This window comes from Thermococcus prieurii (genome assembly GCF_054657655.1).
Genome location: NZ_BAAHYH010000001.1, coordinates 19,128 through 35,329, shown reverse-complemented (window position 1 = coordinate 35,329; position 16,202 = coordinate 19,128). Strand labels below are relative to the sequence as shown.

Genomic DNA, 16,202 nt, shown 5'->3' with positions numbered 1-16,202 from the left:
ACCTCACTTCTTTTGTTTTGGGTGTCATCATGCTCGTGAGGTCATTCGTTCCAGCCCATATAACGGCCTTCTTCGTCCCCCTCTTCCATGAGGACCCGCTCAAAGCCGGCTCCCTCGGTGCTGGAATCAACCTCGACAAGGGCACCAACGTCCTCGCGAGCATAGAGACTGGAACGCTGGAGAGGCATGTCCACATCGCCTTTAACGGCGAGCCCGTGAAGAGAGAAGAGGCTGTAATCAGCTACTCCGTCGCTGAGAGGCTCGTTCCTTCCGATTTTCTCGGCGAGGTTGAAATATGGCAGTACTTTGACTTTCCCAACGGTTACGGCTTCGGCAACAGTGCAGGAGGTGCTCTCGGCACGGCTTTAGCGCTGAGCTACGCCTTCGGGGGAACGTGGCTTAGGGCGTCTCAGATAGCGCACGAGGCCGAGGTAATCCACAGAGGGGGCCTCGGCGATGTCGTAGCCCAGCTCGCCGGGGGAATTGAAGTCCGCGTTAAAGCCGGTGGACCCGGAGTCGGCGTCGTTGACAACCTCTTCTTCGAGGACTACCGCGTTCTGGTCGTCCCCCTCGGAAAGCTCTCGACTAAAGAGGTTCTCGATGGCGACGTCGTGAAGGCGATAGAAGTCGAGGGAAAGAAGGCTCTGGAGGAACTCCTGAAGGAGCCAACCCCAGAGAGGCTCATGATCCTCGCAAGGGCCTTCGCCGAGAGGACGGGCCTGCTCACCGGCGAGCTCCTTGAGCTGGCGGGGGAACTCGACAGGGTTCTGAAGAACCCGAGCTCGATGATAATGCTCGGGAAGGGCCTGTTCGCACTCGTTCGGGAGAGGGAGCTCGAAAACGCGAAGGCCCTTCTGGCTGACCTCGACGTCCCCTACGACGTTGCCGAAATCCACGAGGGGAAGCCGAAGGTCGGGAGGTGGGTTGGTTAATATATTTTCACGCCCTCACCGAGAACGGTTCGGTGGAAAGAGGTGTCCCTCCACCTCTCAAACTCTTCCGGTCTTTCAACTATAATGTTGAGAACAACCCCATGTTCCATGAGAACTTCAAAGATGTCATCAATGAGGTCGTCAAGGGCAATGTCTCCAACGATGAGGAGGTCAATATCACTCTCCTCCCCATAGTCACCCCTCACGTAGGAGCCGGAGAGGTAAATAGAAGCTATTCTATCCCCAAACTTCCGCTTTAATCTCATAAGGAAGTCGTTTAAAGCCCGTTCGCGCGCTTCCATTTCCTAACCATCTCCTCGGCCTTTTCAAGAAATTCAAGGGCCATCTCAAGGACCCCTTCTGCTTCCTCGCGGGAAGGTGAGCACATAACGTTGTAATCCGCCTGACTTCTGAGCTGAAACGCCTTGTGAGTTCCCTATTTAACGCTTGGCCCAACAACCCTTTTATCCTCCTCGCCGTATTGGTTTCGGTGGTGAGAGTGGGTGACATGAGGTACTCCGAGCTGGCGGAGCTCTACCGGAGACTTGAGAAGACCACGCTCAAAACGCTCAAGACCAGGTTCGTCGCGGACTTCCTCAAGAAGACGCCCGACGATTTGCTCGAGATAGTTCCTTACCTGATTCTCGGCAAGGTCTTTCCGGACTGGGACGAGCGCGAGCTCGGCGTCGGCGAGAAGCTTCTCATAAGGGCCGTTTCGATGGCGACTGGGGTTCCAGAGAGGGAAATCGAGAACTCGATTAAGGACACGGGTGATTTGGGCGAGAGCGTGGCTTTGGCTCTAAAGAAGAGGAAGCAGAAGAGCTTCTTCAGCCAGCCCCTCACGATAAAGCGCGTCTACAGCACCTTCGTTAAGGTTGCCGAGGCGAGCGGAGAGGGGAGCCAGGACAGGAAGATGAAATACCTGGCCAACCTCTTCATGGACGCCGGGCCAGAGGAGGGCAAGTACATAGCCAGAACCGTCCTCGGGACGATGAGGACGGGCGTTGCCGAGGGAATCCTGCGCGATGCCATAGCGGAGGCCTTCAAGGTGAAGCCAGAGCTCGTCGAGAGGGCATACATGCTCACGAGCGACTTCGGATACGTGGCAAAGGTTGCAAAGCTCGAGGGGAACGAGGGGCTCTCAAAGGTCAGCATACAGATTGGGAAGCCGATAAGGCCGATGCTAGCTCAAAACGCCGCCAACGTCAAGGAAGCCCTGATAGAGATGGGCGGTGAAGCGGCCTTCGAGATTAAGTACGACGGCGCGCGCGTTCAGGTCCACCGCGACGGGGATAAGGTGATAATCTACTCGAGGAGGCTTGAGAACGTCACCCGCTCGATTCCTGAGATAGTCGAGGCGGTAAAGGCCTCTCTGAAGCCTTCTAAGGTCATAGTCGAGGGCGAGCTGGTTGCCGTCGGCGAGAACGGTCGCCCGAGGCCCTTCCAGTACGTCCTGAGGCGCTTTAGGAGGAAGTACAACATCGAGGAGATGATTGAGAAGATTCCGCTCGAGCTCAACCTCTTCGACATCCTCTACGTTGAAGGGGAGAGCCTCATCGACACGAAGTTCGCAGAGAGGAGGAGGAAGCTCGAGGAGAGTGTTGAGGAGAGCGATAAGATAAAGCTCGCCGAACAGCTCGTTACGAAGAAGGTCGAAGAGGCCGAGGAGTTCTACAAGATGGCCCTTGAGCTCGGCCACGAGGGTCTGATGGCGAAGAGGTTGGACTCCGTCTACGAGCCAGGAAACCGCGGTAAGAAGTGGCTGAAAATTAAGCCCACGATGGAGAACCTTGACCTCGTTATCATCGGAGCCGAATGGGGCGAGGGAAGGCGCGCACACCTCCTCGGCTCGTTCCTCGTCGCGGCCTACGACCCGGAGAGCGGTGAGTTCGTCCCGGTGGGCAAGGTCGGGAGCGGTTTCACCGATGAAGATTTGGTCGAGTTCACCAAGATGCTCAAGCCCCTGATTGTCCGTGAAGAGGGCAAGTTCGTCGAGATTGAGCCAAAGGTCGTCATCGAAGTAACATATCAGGAGATACAGAAGAGCCCCAAGTATAAGAGCGGTTTCGCGCTCCGCTTCCCGCGCTACGTGGCGCTGAGGGAAGATAAAAGCCCAGAGGAGGCTGACACCATAGAGAGGGTCGCCCAGCTCTACGAACTCCAGGAGAGGTTCAAGGCGAAGAGGTGAGCTCCCGCGGGTCCTCCTCTCCACCGTTTTCCCAGGTTTCACCGTTCTCCATCGATATTTCTTCCGAGTACTCCTCGACGTCGCTTTCATTCCTCCTGGCGACGGCTTTCCTCGCGTAGCTCACCGCGAATTCGAAGGCACCGTCTATGGAGTGGTAAAGGTATACGATTGCCCAGATTCCCGCGAGGATGAGGGGAACGCCTGCGGAATTTCCCGCGTAGAGTAGGAGCATCGGCGCGTCGTAGAGCCCATGTAGAAGCGACGCCCTGAGGTAGCCCTTCATAAGGGAGCCACGTAGGGCGTCCTCAAGGGCCACTGCCGTCCATGCAACGTGGAACATCATAACAATCATTCGAAAGAGCGCCCCGAGCAGGTTCCCCCGCGAGATAAGGAGTAAGAAGTACATGACTGCTTCGATGGAACCGAATACAAAGGCCGTCTTAACGGTAAGGCTCCAGCGCCTCATTGGTGTTTCCTTTCTTTTGGCCACAAAAGGCAGGAGTTTTGCTCCCTCCTCTATTGGGCCAACGAGAATTGCCAAGAGGACAAAGGCAGTTGTCCCTCCCCGGAAAGAGTACAGCACAATCGCTTCTAGTATGAGGGCCAAGAAGAAAGCCAGAAAACCCCACCCAACCATTGAGGCTGTCGAAACGGGAACAACGGTTCTGTCGGTTTCGGCGAACCAGGATAACGTTTTCGTGAATATCCTCACCCCAAGGAAGATTGCGAGAAGAACGTAAATGAAGACGAGCAACTCCGTAATCATGATACCACCGTTTAACTTTCATAGGTGGTAACTTAAAGTTTTCGGTTGATTGGTTTATGTCAACTTGACCGCTAACCCCATCACATTTTTAAGCGACCCTGCCAAAACCCACCGGTGGTTTCAATGGAAAAGAAGGACGAGCTCATCGAGGCCTTCTTCAGGGAGGGGGCAATTCTCTTCGGCCACTTCGTCCTGACGTCTGGAAAGGAGAGCGACTACTACATCAACGTCAAGAAGCTCATCACAAACCCCAAAGTTTTGAAGCTCATCGCCGAGCTAATGAAGGAGAAGGCTGAGGAACTTGGGGTCGAGTTTGACCACGTTGCCGGCCCGGAGCTCGGCGCGGTTCCCATAGCAACGGCCCTCTCGCTCGAAACTGGAAAGCCCCTTGTAATCGTCAGGAAGAAGCCGAAGGGACACGGCACGGGGAGCCAGATTGAGGGCGAGGTTAAGCCCGGGGACAGGGTTCTCCTCGTCGAGGACGTGACAACCACCGGGGGAAGCGTCCTCCGCTCGGCGAAGGTTCTTGAGAATCAGGGGGCAAAGGTATCCGCTATCCTCGTCGTCGTGGACCGGGAAGAAGGCGCCCGCGAGAACCTCGGAGACTACCTCTTTGCACCCCTCGTCACGGTCTCAGAGCTTTTCGCCAGAAGGGACTCCGTGAAGGACTGAGAGAAAGGCCTCCTTTATCCTCTCCCAGAGGCTCTTCTTTTCCCTTCTCCCAAAGACCCACTCGCTCAGAACCCTTCCCGCGGTCGTTATGTCCTTTGACGCCCTCGCGTGCGGGGAGAAGGCTATAACCGGCACGCCTTCGTTCTGGCTCGCCGGAACCGCAGGGTCGTGGGCGACGATTCCAACGACGGGAACGTTGAAGCTCCCCTCAAGGAAGTTCACGATGCCGTCTATCACAGGCTCGGCCTCGCGAACCTTGTTTATCAGCACCCCCACCTTGAGGCCGTACGCCTCACCGAGGGCCTTGAGCTTCTCGACCTCGTTCTCCACCATCCTGTGGAAGGAGTGAATGGGCCCTCTCTCCACCTCGATTATGATTAACTGGTACTGGGCCAGCCGGAAGGTAGAGATTGTGTCAAAGGGAATCCCCACGGGCGAGTCAATCAGCGTAACGTTGTACCTGGTCTGGACGTCCATCACTATCTGCCTAAGCCGCCTCTGGTCTATATCTAGGATATCGTAGAGCTTTGAGCTCCCGGGGAGAACGTCAACGCCCGTCCTCACATCCCGATATATGGATTCCTCGAGTCTTGAGTCCTCCTTCTTCAAGAGCGTGTGGAGGTTCGTTATCGGATTGTATATCCCGAAGTGAAAGGCGAGCTTCGGAAGGTAAAGGTCACCGTCTATTGCAAGGGTTCTCAGGCCTATGCCCGAGAAGTACGTCGAGAGGTTGGCCGTCATCGTCGTCTTCCCGGCCCCACCTCGCCCAGTAACCACTATCGCAACCATAAAGCATTTCTCCCATTCCCGTTGATTCAAAGAAAATGATTGAAGGTCAAATGTAGTCCTCAAGCGTCTTGGCCTTCACCATGATGGCCGCCTTCTCGCGGCCGTAGAAGACCTCAACGAGGCCCTCGGACTCCAGCTCCCGAACGGTCTTGAGCAGGGCCGGAGCGGGCGTTTCAAGCTCCGCGCTGAGGTTCTGCAGGGCAACGGCCCTCTTCTTGGTTGCCAAAACCTTGTAGACTATATCCTTACGGCGCCCAAACATGAACCCGGCACCGATAATAGTACGCTCTCGAACTAAATAAACCTTCCGTGGACAGTTTTGGCGAACGTACAAACGGCCATAAATGGGCAGGTTTATAAGCGACGGCGAGCATCGCCGGCCATGAGGGGAGTTATAGAGAGGCTTAGCGACGATGGGCTTGGCGTTCTCCCAGTGGGAAAGCGGGAAATCCTCGTCCCGCACACGACACCTGGGGACCTCGTGGAAGTTAGGAAGTGGAGGAGAAAAAAGAGAAAGCTCATAGCAACTGAATTCGAGCTAATAGAGCCCTCTGAAATTAGAACCGAGCCAAAATGTCCCTACTTCGGGAGGTGCGGTGGCTGTCTGCTCCAGCACCTGCCCTACGAGGAGCAGCTCCGCTTCAAGGCATCAAAACTCTCAAAGTATCTCGGTCTTGACGTCGAGATTATTCCCTCACCAAAGATATACGGCCATAGAAACAGAATTGATGTTGTCATTTCGACAACGGGGATAGGGTTCAGGCGCTACGGGACGTGGTGGGAGGCCGTTGACATAGCCGAGTGCCCCGTCTTCGGTGAGGCGAGCAGAAGGGTTCTGAAGGCCCTGCGAGAGTTCATCGAGGACGAGAAGCTTTCGCTCTACGACATACGGAAGAACGAGGGCTTTTTGAGATACATCGTCATCCGAGAGGGGAAATTCACCGGCGAGCTCATGGTGAACCTTGTGACGAAGGAGGGAACCCTTCCGGAGTCCTTCCCTGACTACTTTCCCTTCGCCACATCTCTCTACTGGAGCGTCAACAGGAGCGAGAGCGACGTTTCCTACGGCGATGTCGAACGCTTCTGGGGCGAGCCATTCATAAGGGAGAAACTCGACAACGTGACTTACCTCATCCACTCCAACAGCTTCTTCCAGACCAACAGCCATCAGGCGGTCAACCTCGTCAGGAAGGTGGCGGAGCTCGCCGACGGCGAAAGGGTTCTCGACCTCTACTCCGGCGTCGGCACATTCGGCGTTTACCTCGCCAAGAAGGGTTTCGCCGTTGAGGGAATCGAGATTAACCCCTTCGCGGTTGAGATGGCCAACAAAAACGCCGAGCTGAACGGGGTAAACGCCCAGTTCAGGGTGGGGAGCGATAGGGACGTGGAGAACCTCTCAAACTACGACACCGTGATAGTCGACCCGCCGAGGGCGGGCCTCCATCCGAAGCTAATCCGGAAAATCTTAAAAGACAAACCGGAGAGGCTAATCTACGTATCGTGCAATCCCAAAACGCTCGCCGAGAACCTCTCGGCTTTGAGGGAGAAATACAGGATTGAAAGCGCCGTCGGTCTCGATATGTTCCCGCACACGCCCCACGTCGAGGCCGTGATTGAATTAAAGAAGTTCGATACATAAACCAAAAAGACCGATACCTTAATAAGGAATGGGTGCGTAATTAGAACTTAGGTGGTGGATTATGCTGGACGAGAGGGATAAGATTATACTCGACATGCTCACCAAGGACGCGAGGACACCTTTCACGGAGATAGCGAAGGTCCTCGGCATAAGCGAGACGGCAGTTAGGAAGCGCGTCAAGGCGCTTGAGGAGGCAGGAGTGATAAAGCAGTACACCATAGTTGTGGACCCATCGAAGCTCGGCTACAACCTCGTGAGCATAACCGGGATAGATACCAAGCCAGAAAAAATTTTTGAGGTTGCAAGCAAGCTCAAGGAGTTCGACTTCGTGAGGCACGTTTACCTGACGAGCGGCGACCACATGATAATGGCCGAGATTTGGGCCAGGGACGGAGAAGACCTATCGGACATCATCTCGAACAAAATCGGCAGGATTGAGGGCGTCACCAAGGTCTGCCCGGCGATAATCCTCGAGAGAATGAAGTGAACCGAAGGGATTTCTTTTTAACTTTTGGACCGCTAGACGGTTTTAAACGCTCTTTTTACATGTTTCTCTCGAGAACGACGAATTAAGACACCATTTATAGTTTTGTTTTGTAGCCTCAAGAAGCGCTTAGAATTCTGGTGGTCCCGCGGCCCGGATTTGAACCGGGGACCTGCGGATCTACAGTCCGCCGCCACTCCCAGGCTAGGCTACCGCGGGACCCTACTGCTTGGCCCGAACCATTATCCCCGGGGCAGGTTTATAAATTTTTCCCTCCGAATATCGGCGGTGGGGAAAATGGAGGAGCCGATAACCGTCGCGGTCCCGCTCGCGAAGAGAATGATGAACGTCATGGTCACGGAAAAGCGCCTTCCAAGCGGAGACGAGGTCAGGGAATTCCTGAAGGAGCTCGGCCTTGAAGAGCTCTATATGGGCAAGGGCCTCGCCCTGCTCAGGAGCAGGGATGTCATAGTGCTACTCTTTCCGAGAGAGAGCCTGGTCGTTGATGTAATCCCCGCGAGCGGAGAGGTGAGCGACGCGCTCGAGGTAATAGCGTACCACGACAGAAAGCTCAACTCGCTAATCCTTGAGATACTTCCCGCGAACGACTTGGAGTACGAGGGCAACATCGGCCTCGAGCCGGTGATAGTCAACCTCGAAACCGGCGAACTCGAAAGCACCTCCGTTCTGGGCGACTTCGAGGAGGAAAAGGACGGGGTTTACCTCGTCATTGATAGCGAAACCTTCGAGCGCTGGAAAGATGCCGGAAACCTCGACACGTGCCCCCTCTGTGGCGGTGAGCTCGCGTGGCGCGGTAAGAAGGCCCTCTGTCTGGACTGCGGCTACGGGGTTAAGGTAAAGGGGTGAGTAAGATGAGCCGAATAGCAAAACGCCAGCTCGTCCTCTACTCGAGAAAGGCCCACGAGCGCGGTTTAACCGCCGCTTTCGGCGGGAACCTGAGCGCCCGCGTCGGGGATTTAGTGTTCATCAAGGCGACCGGGGCGGTGATGGACGAGATGACGGAGGAGCAGGTGGCGGTGATAGACCTCAGCGGGAACCAGCGCTCTGGCGTTAGGCCCTCCTCCGAGTACAGGCTCCACCTGGCCGTTTACAGGGCGAGGCCGGACGTTAAGGCAATAGCCCACCTCCACCCGCCTTACTCGATAGTTGCCTCGACCCTCCTCAAAGGCGAACTGCCGATAATAACGCCCGAGGCTGAGCTCTACCTTGGGAGAATTCCGATAGCGCCCTTCAGACCCGCTGGAACTGAGGAGCTGGCAGAAGTCACGGCAGAAGCTTTGAAGGGTGCGGACGCGGTTCTGATGGCGAAGCACGGAATCGTGACCGTCGGAAAAAGCCTGAGAGAGGCTTTTTACAAGGCGGAGCTGGTCGAGGAGAGCGCCAAGCTCTGGTACCTGAGCAGGAAATGAGCGGAAAAATCAAAGGCTCACTTAACCTGCTCGAGGGCGCCGAGAACCTCCCATATGATGGTCCTGGTGTGCATGGGCATGTTCGGGTCCTCACTAATCTCCTCGAGGATGGCTATAGCATCGGCCGCCCTAACCGCGGGCTCCTTGCTCTCGTCGAGGAGAACCTCTATTGCCTGCTCGGCGGCGCGCCTTATGTTCCTGGGAACGACAGTGTCCTGAACGACCTGCTCCTTGAGAACCTGCACAATCTGCTGAATCAGCTCGCTCATTCTATCACCCCCTTTCGATTATCCTAAAAAATTGTTACTAAAATCTCCCCGGCTTATCTTAAGCTTTCCTAACTAAAAAGCTTTTCGGTTCTTGAAGTGGACTTCAGTATTCAACGCCCCTCCTCGCGAGGATTCCCTTCTGGTACGGGTGCTTTACTTCCCTCATCTCCGTGACGTAGTCGGCCAGCTCAAAGAGCTCCTCCGGACAGTAGCGACCAGTTAGGACGAGCTCGGTTTTCGGGGCCTTGCTCTTTATGAGCTCCTTGACCTCCTCAACGTCCAGCATGTTGAAGCTAAGGGCAACGCAGATTTCGTCGAGTATCACCAAATCCCATTCACCGCTTGAAACGAGTTCCTTCGCCCTCGCAAGGGCCCTCCTAACGGCCTCTATATCCTCAGGCTCTGGCTTGCCGTGAACGAACTTCGGCAGGCCGAAGGACTCTATCAGTGCACCGCACTCCTCAATCTTCTTCTGCTCGCCGTAAACCTTCGGGGCCTTCATGAACTGGACTATCGCGACCTTTCCACCGGAGCCAAGCATTCTAACGGCAAGACCGAACGCGGCCGTCGTCTTGCCCTTCCCGTTTCCGGTGTAGATGTGAACCAAACCAAGCTTCTCCTTCCATGACATTGGAACCACCGTGGATAAATCCTCCAATCCTTTAAAAACCCCGCGAAACTGTTAAAAACCTGGGCATCAATGTACATACATGCCTCACGTGCTCTCGCTGGGTTACTTCCTCAGAGACCTCACGGTCCTGCTCCTCTCCCTTGCAATAGTCGTGATGTTGCTCACCGTTGAGAAGAGCGTCAAACAAAACCTTCGGGTTAGGTACTTCACCCGGGTCTTTAACCTTCTCATTGGTGCCTTCGTTCTCGTCGTCGTTGCGGAGTTAATAGGGGTGCTTCTGCGCACTTCAATCCTCTACGGCAACGAGACGTATATAATCGTTAGGTCCTTCCTCCTGACAGTTGGTGCCCTTCTCCTGTTCTTTTCCTCGATAATGCTGTACCTACCCTTCGCAAGGGGCCAGTATATCATAGTCCCCATAGCAACGGAGCCAAACCAGGAGATGGCGTACGGGGCCTACTGGGGGAGTAGTGAACAAACCGAAAAACTTTTCGTCGAGCTGACAAAGCACAGGCACCTTCCGGGAATTGCCGTCACAAGAGACCCCCCAGAGGTGTTTCGCTCAAGACTCGGCCTGAAAATAGTTCCAGTTCTGTGGGTCTCAAAGGTTAAGCACGATGAGGCCGTTGAACCCACGAGGCTCCCATACCTCCTTGAAAACCTCAGGACGTTTCTCGAGTCCACGAACCTGGATAAAGTCATCCTTATTGACTGCGTCGAGTACCTGCTCCTTGAGAACAAACCAGAGAGTGTTCTGCGCTTTATAGCTAGTCTGCGCGATTTGGCGAGTCTCAACAGAGGAATTCTTCTGGTGTCAATTGAGAAGGAAGCCCTTGACGAGAGAATTTTTAACATGCTGATTTCCGAGCTCAAACCTGTTAGGGAACTTGAGCGAGCGATTAATACATGACCCCTCGCTTTTTTACTTGGGTTGCTTTTCTTGCGCTCTAAAGGAGCGCAAAAAAGGCTTGAACCCCTTTAAAAGACGCTTTTAAAGGAATTCACTCTCCAAAGAAGCAAACTCAAAAAGAAATCTACTCAAAGAATAAGCTTTTTTCAAAAGGAATCACAAACTTTGATGAAACTTTTGCTTGGCAAAAGTTTCTATGGCGGGCCGGGCGGGATTTGAACCCGCGACCTTCGGCTCCGGAGGCCGACGCTCTGTCCAGGCTAAGCCACCGGCCCACCCGAAATAAATACCGTAGGGGGCTTAAAAATCTTAACCCGAGAAAAGCTTTTAGGCTTCAGGACCCAAGTTAGTTGGGGTGGAGAAAGTGGAACCACACGAGTTTAAGCTCACCGAAGAGGGCATCAAGGCCGTCCTCCCACCACTCGAGGCAGAGATAATGGAGCATATGTGGAAGGTCAAAGTTGCGACGGCTGGCCAGGTTTATGAGCATATGAAGGAGAAACACCCCGAGATAAGACGTTCCACGATAAGCATTCTCATGAACCGTCTCTGCGAGAAGGGACTACTCAAGAGAAGCGTCGAGAAGGGTAGAGGTGGGATGCGGTACGTCTATTCAATAACGACGACGAGGGAAGAGTTTGAGCAGAAAGTCGTCCAGAGCATCCTCGATGCCCTCATGACGAACTTCAGAGAAGCAACGTACGCCTACCTTTCAAAGATTAAGAAGTGATGCACCATGCTCTACTTCATCCTCGCCCTTGAGGTCATCTTAGTCCTCAAGGCGCTTGGTGACATCGGACTCATCATGGCACTCAGCGCAATGAGTACTTTAGCCCTTCTGTACGTGTGGGCAACCAGACACAAGTTTGGGGAGAACCTGATTCCCTTAGAAAGGGAGGAAATACCTTGGCTCTACGACGGCATAGCAGAACTGGCCAAGAAAGCAGGGGTTCAAATGCCGAGGGTCTACCTGTGCGATGACTACATACCAAACGCGTACTCCTTCGGCAACACGATAGTCCTCTCTCTGGGCCTCTTTGAAGTGCTCGACGAGGATGAGATAATAGCCGTTGCCGCCCACGAACTCGGCCACATAAAGAACCGTGACACCAAGTGGTTCCCGTTGGTGACCTACGGCAGATTCTTAATGCTCATAACAACGCTAATACTGTTAATAGCGGGCAATGCCGCGGTAAAGGTAGCAGCTCTAACGCTCTACATAGCATACGAGCTCGCGAGGAGCGACTTCATGAAGAAGAGGGAATTCCTAGCGGATGAAACGGCCCTAAGATTGCTTACGATACCTATGAGCCTCAAAAGGGCTCTCGAGGAGCTCAAGTACTACGAGGACCTGAGGATGAACGTCAGGGTTAACGCTGTCCCAAGCATAGAGCCTGGCATAGAGAGGGAAAAGCGCTTTGCCTTCTTCACCGAAACCCATCCAAGTTACGAGGAGAGGATTCTTAGGATAACGTTTGAGATGAACAACCTGATGAGAATAAAGCAGGTGCAGTGACATGGCCGTTGAGATTTTCCTCGACAGGGAAAAGGCTGAGCGAATAAGAAGGATACGACCAACAAAGGACGAGTACTTCATGCTGATAGCGAAGCTCGTCTCGCTCAGGGCCACCTGCCCGAGGCTCAGGGTTGGAGCCGTCGCGGTAAAGGACGGCTACATACTCGCCACCGGCTACAACGGCGCACCGAGGGGAATGGACCACTGCATAGACGTTGGCTGTCTCATAGTTGACGGCCACTGCCACAGGGCGGTTCACGCGGAGCAGAACGTCATAGCGATGGCCGCTCGGAAGGGGATAAGCCTCGAAGGAGCAACGCTTTACGTCACGCACTTCCCCTGCGACACCTGCTTCAAGCTCGTCATCAACGCGGGAATCAAGGAGATAGTCTACGAGGAGATGTACCCCAACGAGGCCACCGAGATACTGCTAAAGGAGGCGCAGGAGAAGGGGATAGTGAAGATAAGGCAGTTCAAACTGCCGAAGGAGCGTGTTAGGGCGTTCCTTGAAGAGCTCTTTGGGGAGTTCATTTGAGCTTTTTCTCAATCTCCTCCAGCCTTCTGTTCATTTCCTCGAGTTCTATAGCAACTTTCCTCGTCAGCTCGGTTATCTCGCGCTCGGTCTTGTCCACCGCGAGGTAGACCTTAAAGATTATCAGGTACGCGACCCCGATGGCCACGACGAAGAGTGCATCGAGTCCCCTGCCAAGGCCGAGCAGGTTTTTAACCTCGTTCGCAACCTTAATAGGGAATACTGCAACCAGGAGCAGGCCGATGAGGATAACCTCCCAGAACAGGAAGTCCCCCCACTCCAAATCCCCACGCCTGTACTTGCCGATGACGTAGAGCACGAGGGCAAGCACGATTGCGAGTGTAATCATCTGAACGACGTACATTCCCATCACCTCAGCTTGTCGAAGAGAAGGTTGAGCGCTATCTTAACGCCCTCCAAAACGTTGGTTCCTTTCTTCATCGAGTACTCGGTGTAGACGGCCTTAATCGGAACCTCGACGATTCTACATCCGTTCTTAGATGCCTCGATTATAATCTCACTTGACACGGCGTAGCGGTCGCAGGTTATCCTTATCTTCCTCACGCAGTCCCCGCTGAGGCACCTCAGCCCGCTCTGGCTGTCGCTGACGTACTTCCGGGCAAAAACAGCGGTCACCGCATCGAGGACGAAGTTGCCGAACTTCTTCACGAAGGGCATCTCGCTCGTGTCCCCCTTAAGCCTCGAACCGACGGCGAAGTCCGCTCTACCCTCCGCAACCGGCTTCATTACGCGGAGCGCGTCACTGAGGAGATGCTGGCCGTCGGCGTCGAAGGTCAGGACGAGCTTCGCGTTCCTCCTGACGGCGTAGGCGAAGCCAGTTCCGAGGGCACCGCCGAGTCCCCTGTTGACGAGGTGCGTTAAAACGTGAACGCCGTAGGAGCGCGCTATCTCCTCCGTTCTATCCCTGGAGCCGTCGTTCACGACGATTATCTCGTCCCGTCTGAAGTAGCGAAGGAGGTCCTCAATGACCGCGCCGATTGTCTTTTCCTCATTATAGGCCGGAACGACGACGTAGCTCGAGAACAGCCTTTCAAAGAGCTCCTTAAGGTGAAGGAGGTTCTCAACCCTCGAAGTTGGGCTCGGCCTCCACCTGAAAGCTCATCCTGCCCGCGTCGTGGCCGGTGACGAGGACGCTGAGCGCGCCGAGCTCCCTGGCGGGTATGATGTCGTAGCCGTGGTCTCCAACGACAACCGCTTTCTCCGGCGGGACGTTGAGCTCCTTAAGGATTCTCTTAAGCTGGCCGGGGTTTGGCTTCAGCTCCTCCGGAGGAACGTCGTCCCGCGTCGAGATTATGTCGAAGTAGTCTTTGAGGCCGTGAAGCTCGAGGGCCTTCACAGTGGCCTTCCTTGAACTCCTCGTCATCAGGGCGAGCTTTATCCCCCCGCCCCTGAGAAAGTCAAGGAGCTCCCTCGCACCCTCAAAGACGAAGCTCTCGTTCATTCTCTCGGTTTCAAGCTCGACGAGAATCGAGTAGAGCTCTTCGAAGGGTCTGCCCGTCTTTTTGGAGAGCTCTATGAGGCCCTCGTACATCGGCGTTAAGTCGCCTATAAGCTCCTCAGGGATTCCGAGGGAGATTAGCCTCTCCCTAAGCTCGGACTTTATCTCGCTGAAGGGTTTTTCCGCACCAACGAGGGTTCCATCGAGGTCGAAAAGGACCGCCCTGATGTCCATGCTACCACCGAAGGGTTTATTTTCGCTCCCGCGTAGGGAAGCCGGTGTCAGAGATGATAACGTTCCTCGCGCTTATAGCTTTAATCCTTTCGCTCGTCCTCACTGGATACGTCCGGGAGCTCATGAGGAAAGCGGGAATCGTTGGCAGGGACATACACAAGCCGGAAAGGCCAGAAGTTCCCGAGATGGGGGGAATTGCGATAGTCCTGACCGTTGGAATCCTCGGGGCGCTGGTGAAGCCCGACGTCCTTCCGGTTTTCCTGCTCTTCGGCCTCGTCGGTGTTATAGACGACCTAACCGCCCTCAGGCAGTCCCACAAGGTAATCCTCTCCCTCCTCGTCTCGATTCCGGTGGCGTTCCTGGACGTGGGTAGGAGCGTTGACCTCTTCGGCTACACAATAAACCTCGGAATCCTATATCCTGTTTTCGCGATTCTCTTCGTTACGGGCTCTGCCAACCTCGTCAACATGCTGGCCGGGTTCAACGGACTTGAGGTGGGCACGAGCGCCATCGTGCTCGGCTTTCTCGCGCTGATGACGGACGGGACGGCGAGGGAGCTCGCTTTGATAGGACTCGGAGCTTCCCTCGGCTTCCTTTGGTGGAACAAATACCCGGCCAGGGTCTTCCCCGGCGACACTGGGACTCTCAGCCTCGGAGCTTTGATAGGCCTCATCGGAATCCTCGGCAAGGTCGAGGTCTATACAGCCATCCTGCTGATTCCGCACTTCCTCGACTTCACGATAAAGGCTCTGAGCGTCCGCTTTGGTGTGAGAAGGCACGGGAGAACGGAGGTAATGCCAGACGGGACGCTGAAGGCCCCACCCTACCCAAGCTTCCTGGGGACAATAATGAGAAGGGTCAAGGTAACGGAGCCGAAGCTCGTGGCCATCGTGTGGGGAATCGAGTTCACACTCGGTCTTCTCGCCTGGGCTCTGAGTCAATTACTTTGACCATTCCAAAGCCATACCTCGTTTTTTCCCCAAAGCCGGTCTCGTAGCCGAACTTCGCGAGCTCCCGCGAGCCGGTGTAGCGGAACACCATGAGGGAGCTCCTGAAGTAGGTGTCCCTCACGAGAATCCTCACGGGCTTGAACTTGAGAACCTCAAGCTTGAACTCCTTGTCCTCCGGCATGTGGCCGTAAATGGCCGAGTAGCGCATCAGCATTACCTTGCGGAGCTTGTCAAAGAACATCTCGTCGCCGGGATACAGGTCCCATATCTTCATCCTGCCGTTGACGAACTTGACAGTCCTGACCATTATCGGGCTGAGTGTGGAGAACAGAACTTCGTCCTTGAGCTCGGGCTCCTTGAGGACCTTAACGTTGTCCGCTATGAACGTCGCGTCCCCAATCTTAAGGAGAGGGTCGTCGAGGAAGCCCTCGGCGATGGCCTTGATAAGCTCTCCAGAGTGGGACGAGACGTAGAGGGAAACGTCGTCCGAGAGAACCTTAATGCCCGCCTCCGGGAGAAGCTCCCTCTTGCGGACCATTATGCGGGAGAACGTGAAGTAGTCAGCGTGACTGGTTTCCACCTCGTGGGCCAACTCCGGAGAAACAAGGTATATTTTTTCAAGAATCTGGGTGTAGACCTCGTAGTTGTAGTTGAAGGGCAGTATGGTTCCTTCCTCCGCAGGCCTAAGCTTGATTTCGATTCTCATTTCACCCCACCCCGGTTTCAACCGGGAATAATTGGAATTTAGGGTTAATAAGAATTTCGTATGCTAAACGTCGATTTAATTACAACGTTAAAGAG

The 16,202-nt window shown here is 54.7% G+C and carries 20 protein-coding genes, 2 tRNA genes and 1 pseudogene; 12 read left to right on the top strand and 11 right to left on the bottom strand.

Features of this window, described 5'->3' with window-relative positions; genetic code table 11:
* Positions 1-29 precede the first annotated feature (29 nt).
* A complete protein-coding gene (locus ACYQ04_RS00215) occupies positions 30-932 on the top strand; it encodes a pantoate kinase (RefSeq protein WP_460126646.1) in 903 nt (300 codons plus the stop codon).
* Here the strand turns inward: ACYQ04_RS00215 and ACYQ04_RS00210 are convergent.
* Complete coding sequence (locus ACYQ04_RS00210) at positions 929-1,234, bottom strand: nucleotidyltransferase domain-containing protein (RefSeq protein WP_460126644.1); 306 nt, start codon at positions 1,232-1,234, stop codon at positions 929-931. The two genes, ACYQ04_RS00215 and ACYQ04_RS00210, sit on opposite strands and share 4 nt — an antisense overlap.
* A gap of 206 nt (positions 1,235-1,440) precedes the next feature.
* On the opposite strand from ACYQ04_RS00210, the gene ACYQ04_RS00205 reads away from it, so the two are divergent.
* Positions 1,441-3,120, top strand: a complete 1,680-nt coding sequence (locus tag ACYQ04_RS00205; protein WP_460127221.1) for an ATP-dependent DNA ligase — start codon at positions 1,441-1,443, stop codon at positions 3,118-3,120.
* Here the strand turns inward: ACYQ04_RS00205 and ACYQ04_RS00200 are convergent.
* Positions 3,104-3,886, bottom strand: a complete 783-nt coding sequence (locus tag ACYQ04_RS00200; protein ID WP_460126641.1) for a PrsW family glutamic-type intramembrane protease — start codon at positions 3,884-3,886, stop codon at positions 3,104-3,106. The genes ACYQ04_RS00205 and ACYQ04_RS00200 overlap by 17 nt on opposite strands.
* Before the next feature lie 123 nt (positions 3,887-4,009).
* On the opposite strand from ACYQ04_RS00200, the gene pyrE reads away from it, so the two are divergent.
* Positions 4,010-4,558, top strand: a complete 549-nt coding sequence (gene pyrE, locus ACYQ04_RS00195) for an orotate phosphoribosyltransferase (protein WP_460127220.1) — start codon at positions 4,010-4,012, stop codon at positions 4,556-4,558.
* Here the strand turns inward: pyrE and ACYQ04_RS00190 are convergent.
* Positions 4,520-5,347: a MinD/ParA family ATP-binding protein gene (locus ACYQ04_RS00190; RefSeq protein WP_460126638.1), complete on the bottom strand. Its 828-nt coding sequence runs from the start codon at positions 5,345-5,347 to the stop codon at positions 4,520-4,522. The genes pyrE and ACYQ04_RS00190 overlap by 39 nt on opposite strands.
* A 46-nt stretch (positions 5,348-5,393) precedes the next feature.
* Positions 5,394-5,609: a hypothetical protein gene (locus ACYQ04_RS00185; RefSeq protein WP_042691567.1), complete on the bottom strand. Its 216-nt coding sequence runs from the start codon at positions 5,607-5,609 to the stop codon at positions 5,394-5,396.
* Positions 5,610-5,729: 120 nt separating this feature from the next.
* On the opposite strand from ACYQ04_RS00185, the gene rlmD reads away from it, so the two are divergent.
* Positions 5,730-6,986, top strand: a complete 1,257-nt coding sequence (gene rlmD, locus ACYQ04_RS00180; protein ID WP_460126635.1) for a 23S rRNA (uracil(1939)-C(5))-methyltransferase RlmD — start codon at positions 5,730-5,732, stop codon at positions 6,984-6,986.
* Between the two features lie 61 nt (positions 6,987-7,047).
* Positions 7,048-7,473, top strand: coding sequence for an HTH-type transcriptional regulator LrpA (gene lrpA, locus ACYQ04_RS00175; protein ID WP_042691562.1), 426 nt, complete (start codon positions 7,048-7,050; stop codon positions 7,471-7,473).
* A gap of 138 nt (positions 7,474-7,611) precedes the next feature.
* On the opposite strand, the gene ACYQ04_RS00170 is transcribed toward lrpA, so the two are convergent.
* Positions 7,612-7,689 (bottom strand) — tRNA-Tyr (locus ACYQ04_RS00170).
* A 78-nt stretch (positions 7,690-7,767) separates the two neighbouring features.
* Between ACYQ04_RS00170 and ACYQ04_RS00165 the strand changes: the two genes are divergently transcribed.
* Together ACYQ04_RS00165 and ACYQ04_RS00160 are read left to right on the top strand one after the other, a co-directional pair.
* A complete protein-coding gene (locus ACYQ04_RS00165; RefSeq protein WP_460127219.1) occupies positions 7,768-8,337 on the top strand; it encodes a hypothetical protein in 570 nt (189 codons plus the stop codon).
* Between the two features lie 5 nt (positions 8,338-8,342).
* Complete coding sequence (locus tag ACYQ04_RS00160) at positions 8,343-8,900, top strand: aldolase (protein WP_460126631.1); 558 nt, start codon at positions 8,343-8,345, stop codon at positions 8,898-8,900.
* Between the two features lie 17 nt (positions 8,901-8,917).
* Here ACYQ04_RS00160 and ACYQ04_RS00155 read toward each other — a convergent pair whose 3' ends face one another.
* Together ACYQ04_RS00155 and cobO are read right to left on the bottom strand one after the other, a co-directional pair.
* Entirely contained in the window at positions 8,918-9,169 is a 252-nt protein-coding gene (locus ACYQ04_RS00155) for a stationary phase-response protein (RefSeq protein WP_014122777.1), read from the bottom strand.
* A 103-nt stretch (positions 9,170-9,272) separates the two neighbouring features.
* Positions 9,273-9,800 (bottom strand): cob(I)yrinic acid a,c-diamide adenosyltransferase, encoded by a 528-nt coding sequence (gene cobO / locus ACYQ04_RS00150; RefSeq protein WP_460127218.1) that lies wholly within the window; start codon positions 9,798-9,800, stop codon positions 9,273-9,275.
* A 79-nt stretch (positions 9,801-9,879) separates the two neighbouring features.
* Between cobO and ACYQ04_RS00145 the strand changes: the two genes are divergently transcribed.
* Entirely contained in the window at positions 9,880-10,710 is an 831-nt protein-coding gene (locus tag ACYQ04_RS00145; protein ID WP_460126629.1) for a DUF835 domain-containing protein, read from the top strand.
* A 197-nt stretch (positions 10,711-10,907) separates the two neighbouring features.
* Here ACYQ04_RS00145 and ACYQ04_RS00140 read toward each other — a convergent pair.
* A tRNA-Arg gene (locus ACYQ04_RS00140) sits at positions 10,908-10,985 on the bottom strand.
* A gap of 89 nt (positions 10,986-11,074) precedes the next feature.
* On the opposite strand from ACYQ04_RS00140, the gene ACYQ04_RS00135 reads away from it, so the two are divergent.
* From ACYQ04_RS00135 to ACYQ04_RS00125, 3 genes are read left to right on the top strand one after another with little or no spacing between them, the layout of a single operon-like run.
* On the top strand, positions 11,075-11,440 hold the full coding sequence (locus tag ACYQ04_RS00135; protein WP_099209197.1) for a BlaI/MecI/CopY family transcriptional regulator: 366 nt from the start codon (positions 11,075-11,077) through the stop codon (positions 11,438-11,440).
* A gap of 6 nt (positions 11,441-11,446) precedes the next feature.
* Positions 11,447-12,226: a M48 family metallopeptidase gene (locus ACYQ04_RS00130; protein ID WP_460126627.1), complete on the top strand. Its 780-nt coding sequence runs from the start codon at positions 11,447-11,449 to the stop codon at positions 12,224-12,226.
* Between the two features lies 1 nt (position 12,227).
* Positions 12,228-12,761, top strand: coding sequence for a deoxycytidylate deaminase (locus ACYQ04_RS00125; RefSeq protein ID WP_460126624.1), 534 nt, complete (start codon positions 12,228-12,230; stop codon positions 12,759-12,761).
* Here the strand turns inward: ACYQ04_RS00125 and ACYQ04_RS00120 are convergent.
* Together ACYQ04_RS00120 and ACYQ04_RS00115 are read right to left on the bottom strand one after the other, a co-directional pair.
* Positions 12,754-13,122: a DUF2304 domain-containing protein gene (locus ACYQ04_RS00120; RefSeq protein WP_099209200.1), complete on the bottom strand. Its 369-nt coding sequence runs from the start codon at positions 13,120-13,122 to the stop codon at positions 12,754-12,756. The two genes, ACYQ04_RS00125 and ACYQ04_RS00120, sit on opposite strands and share 8 nt — an antisense overlap.
* 5 nt (positions 13,123-13,127) lie before the next feature.
* Positions 13,128-14,451 (bottom strand): annotated as a pseudogene (locus ACYQ04_RS00115) (HAD-IA family hydrolase).
* 53 nt (positions 14,452-14,504) lie between these two features.
* Here ACYQ04_RS00115 and ACYQ04_RS00110 point away from each other — a divergent pair.
* Entirely contained in the window at positions 14,505-15,401 is an 897-nt protein-coding gene (locus tag ACYQ04_RS00110) for an MraY family glycosyltransferase (RefSeq protein WP_460127217.1), read from the top strand.
* Here the strand turns inward: ACYQ04_RS00110 and cas6 are convergent.
* Positions 15,358-16,107 (bottom strand): CRISPR-associated endoribonuclease Cas6, encoded by a 750-nt coding sequence (gene cas6, locus ACYQ04_RS00105; RefSeq protein ID WP_099209203.1) that lies wholly within the window; start codon positions 16,105-16,107, stop codon positions 15,358-15,360. The two genes, ACYQ04_RS00110 and cas6, sit on opposite strands and share 44 nt — an antisense overlap.
* Between the last annotated feature and the right edge of the window lie 95 nt (positions 16,108-16,202).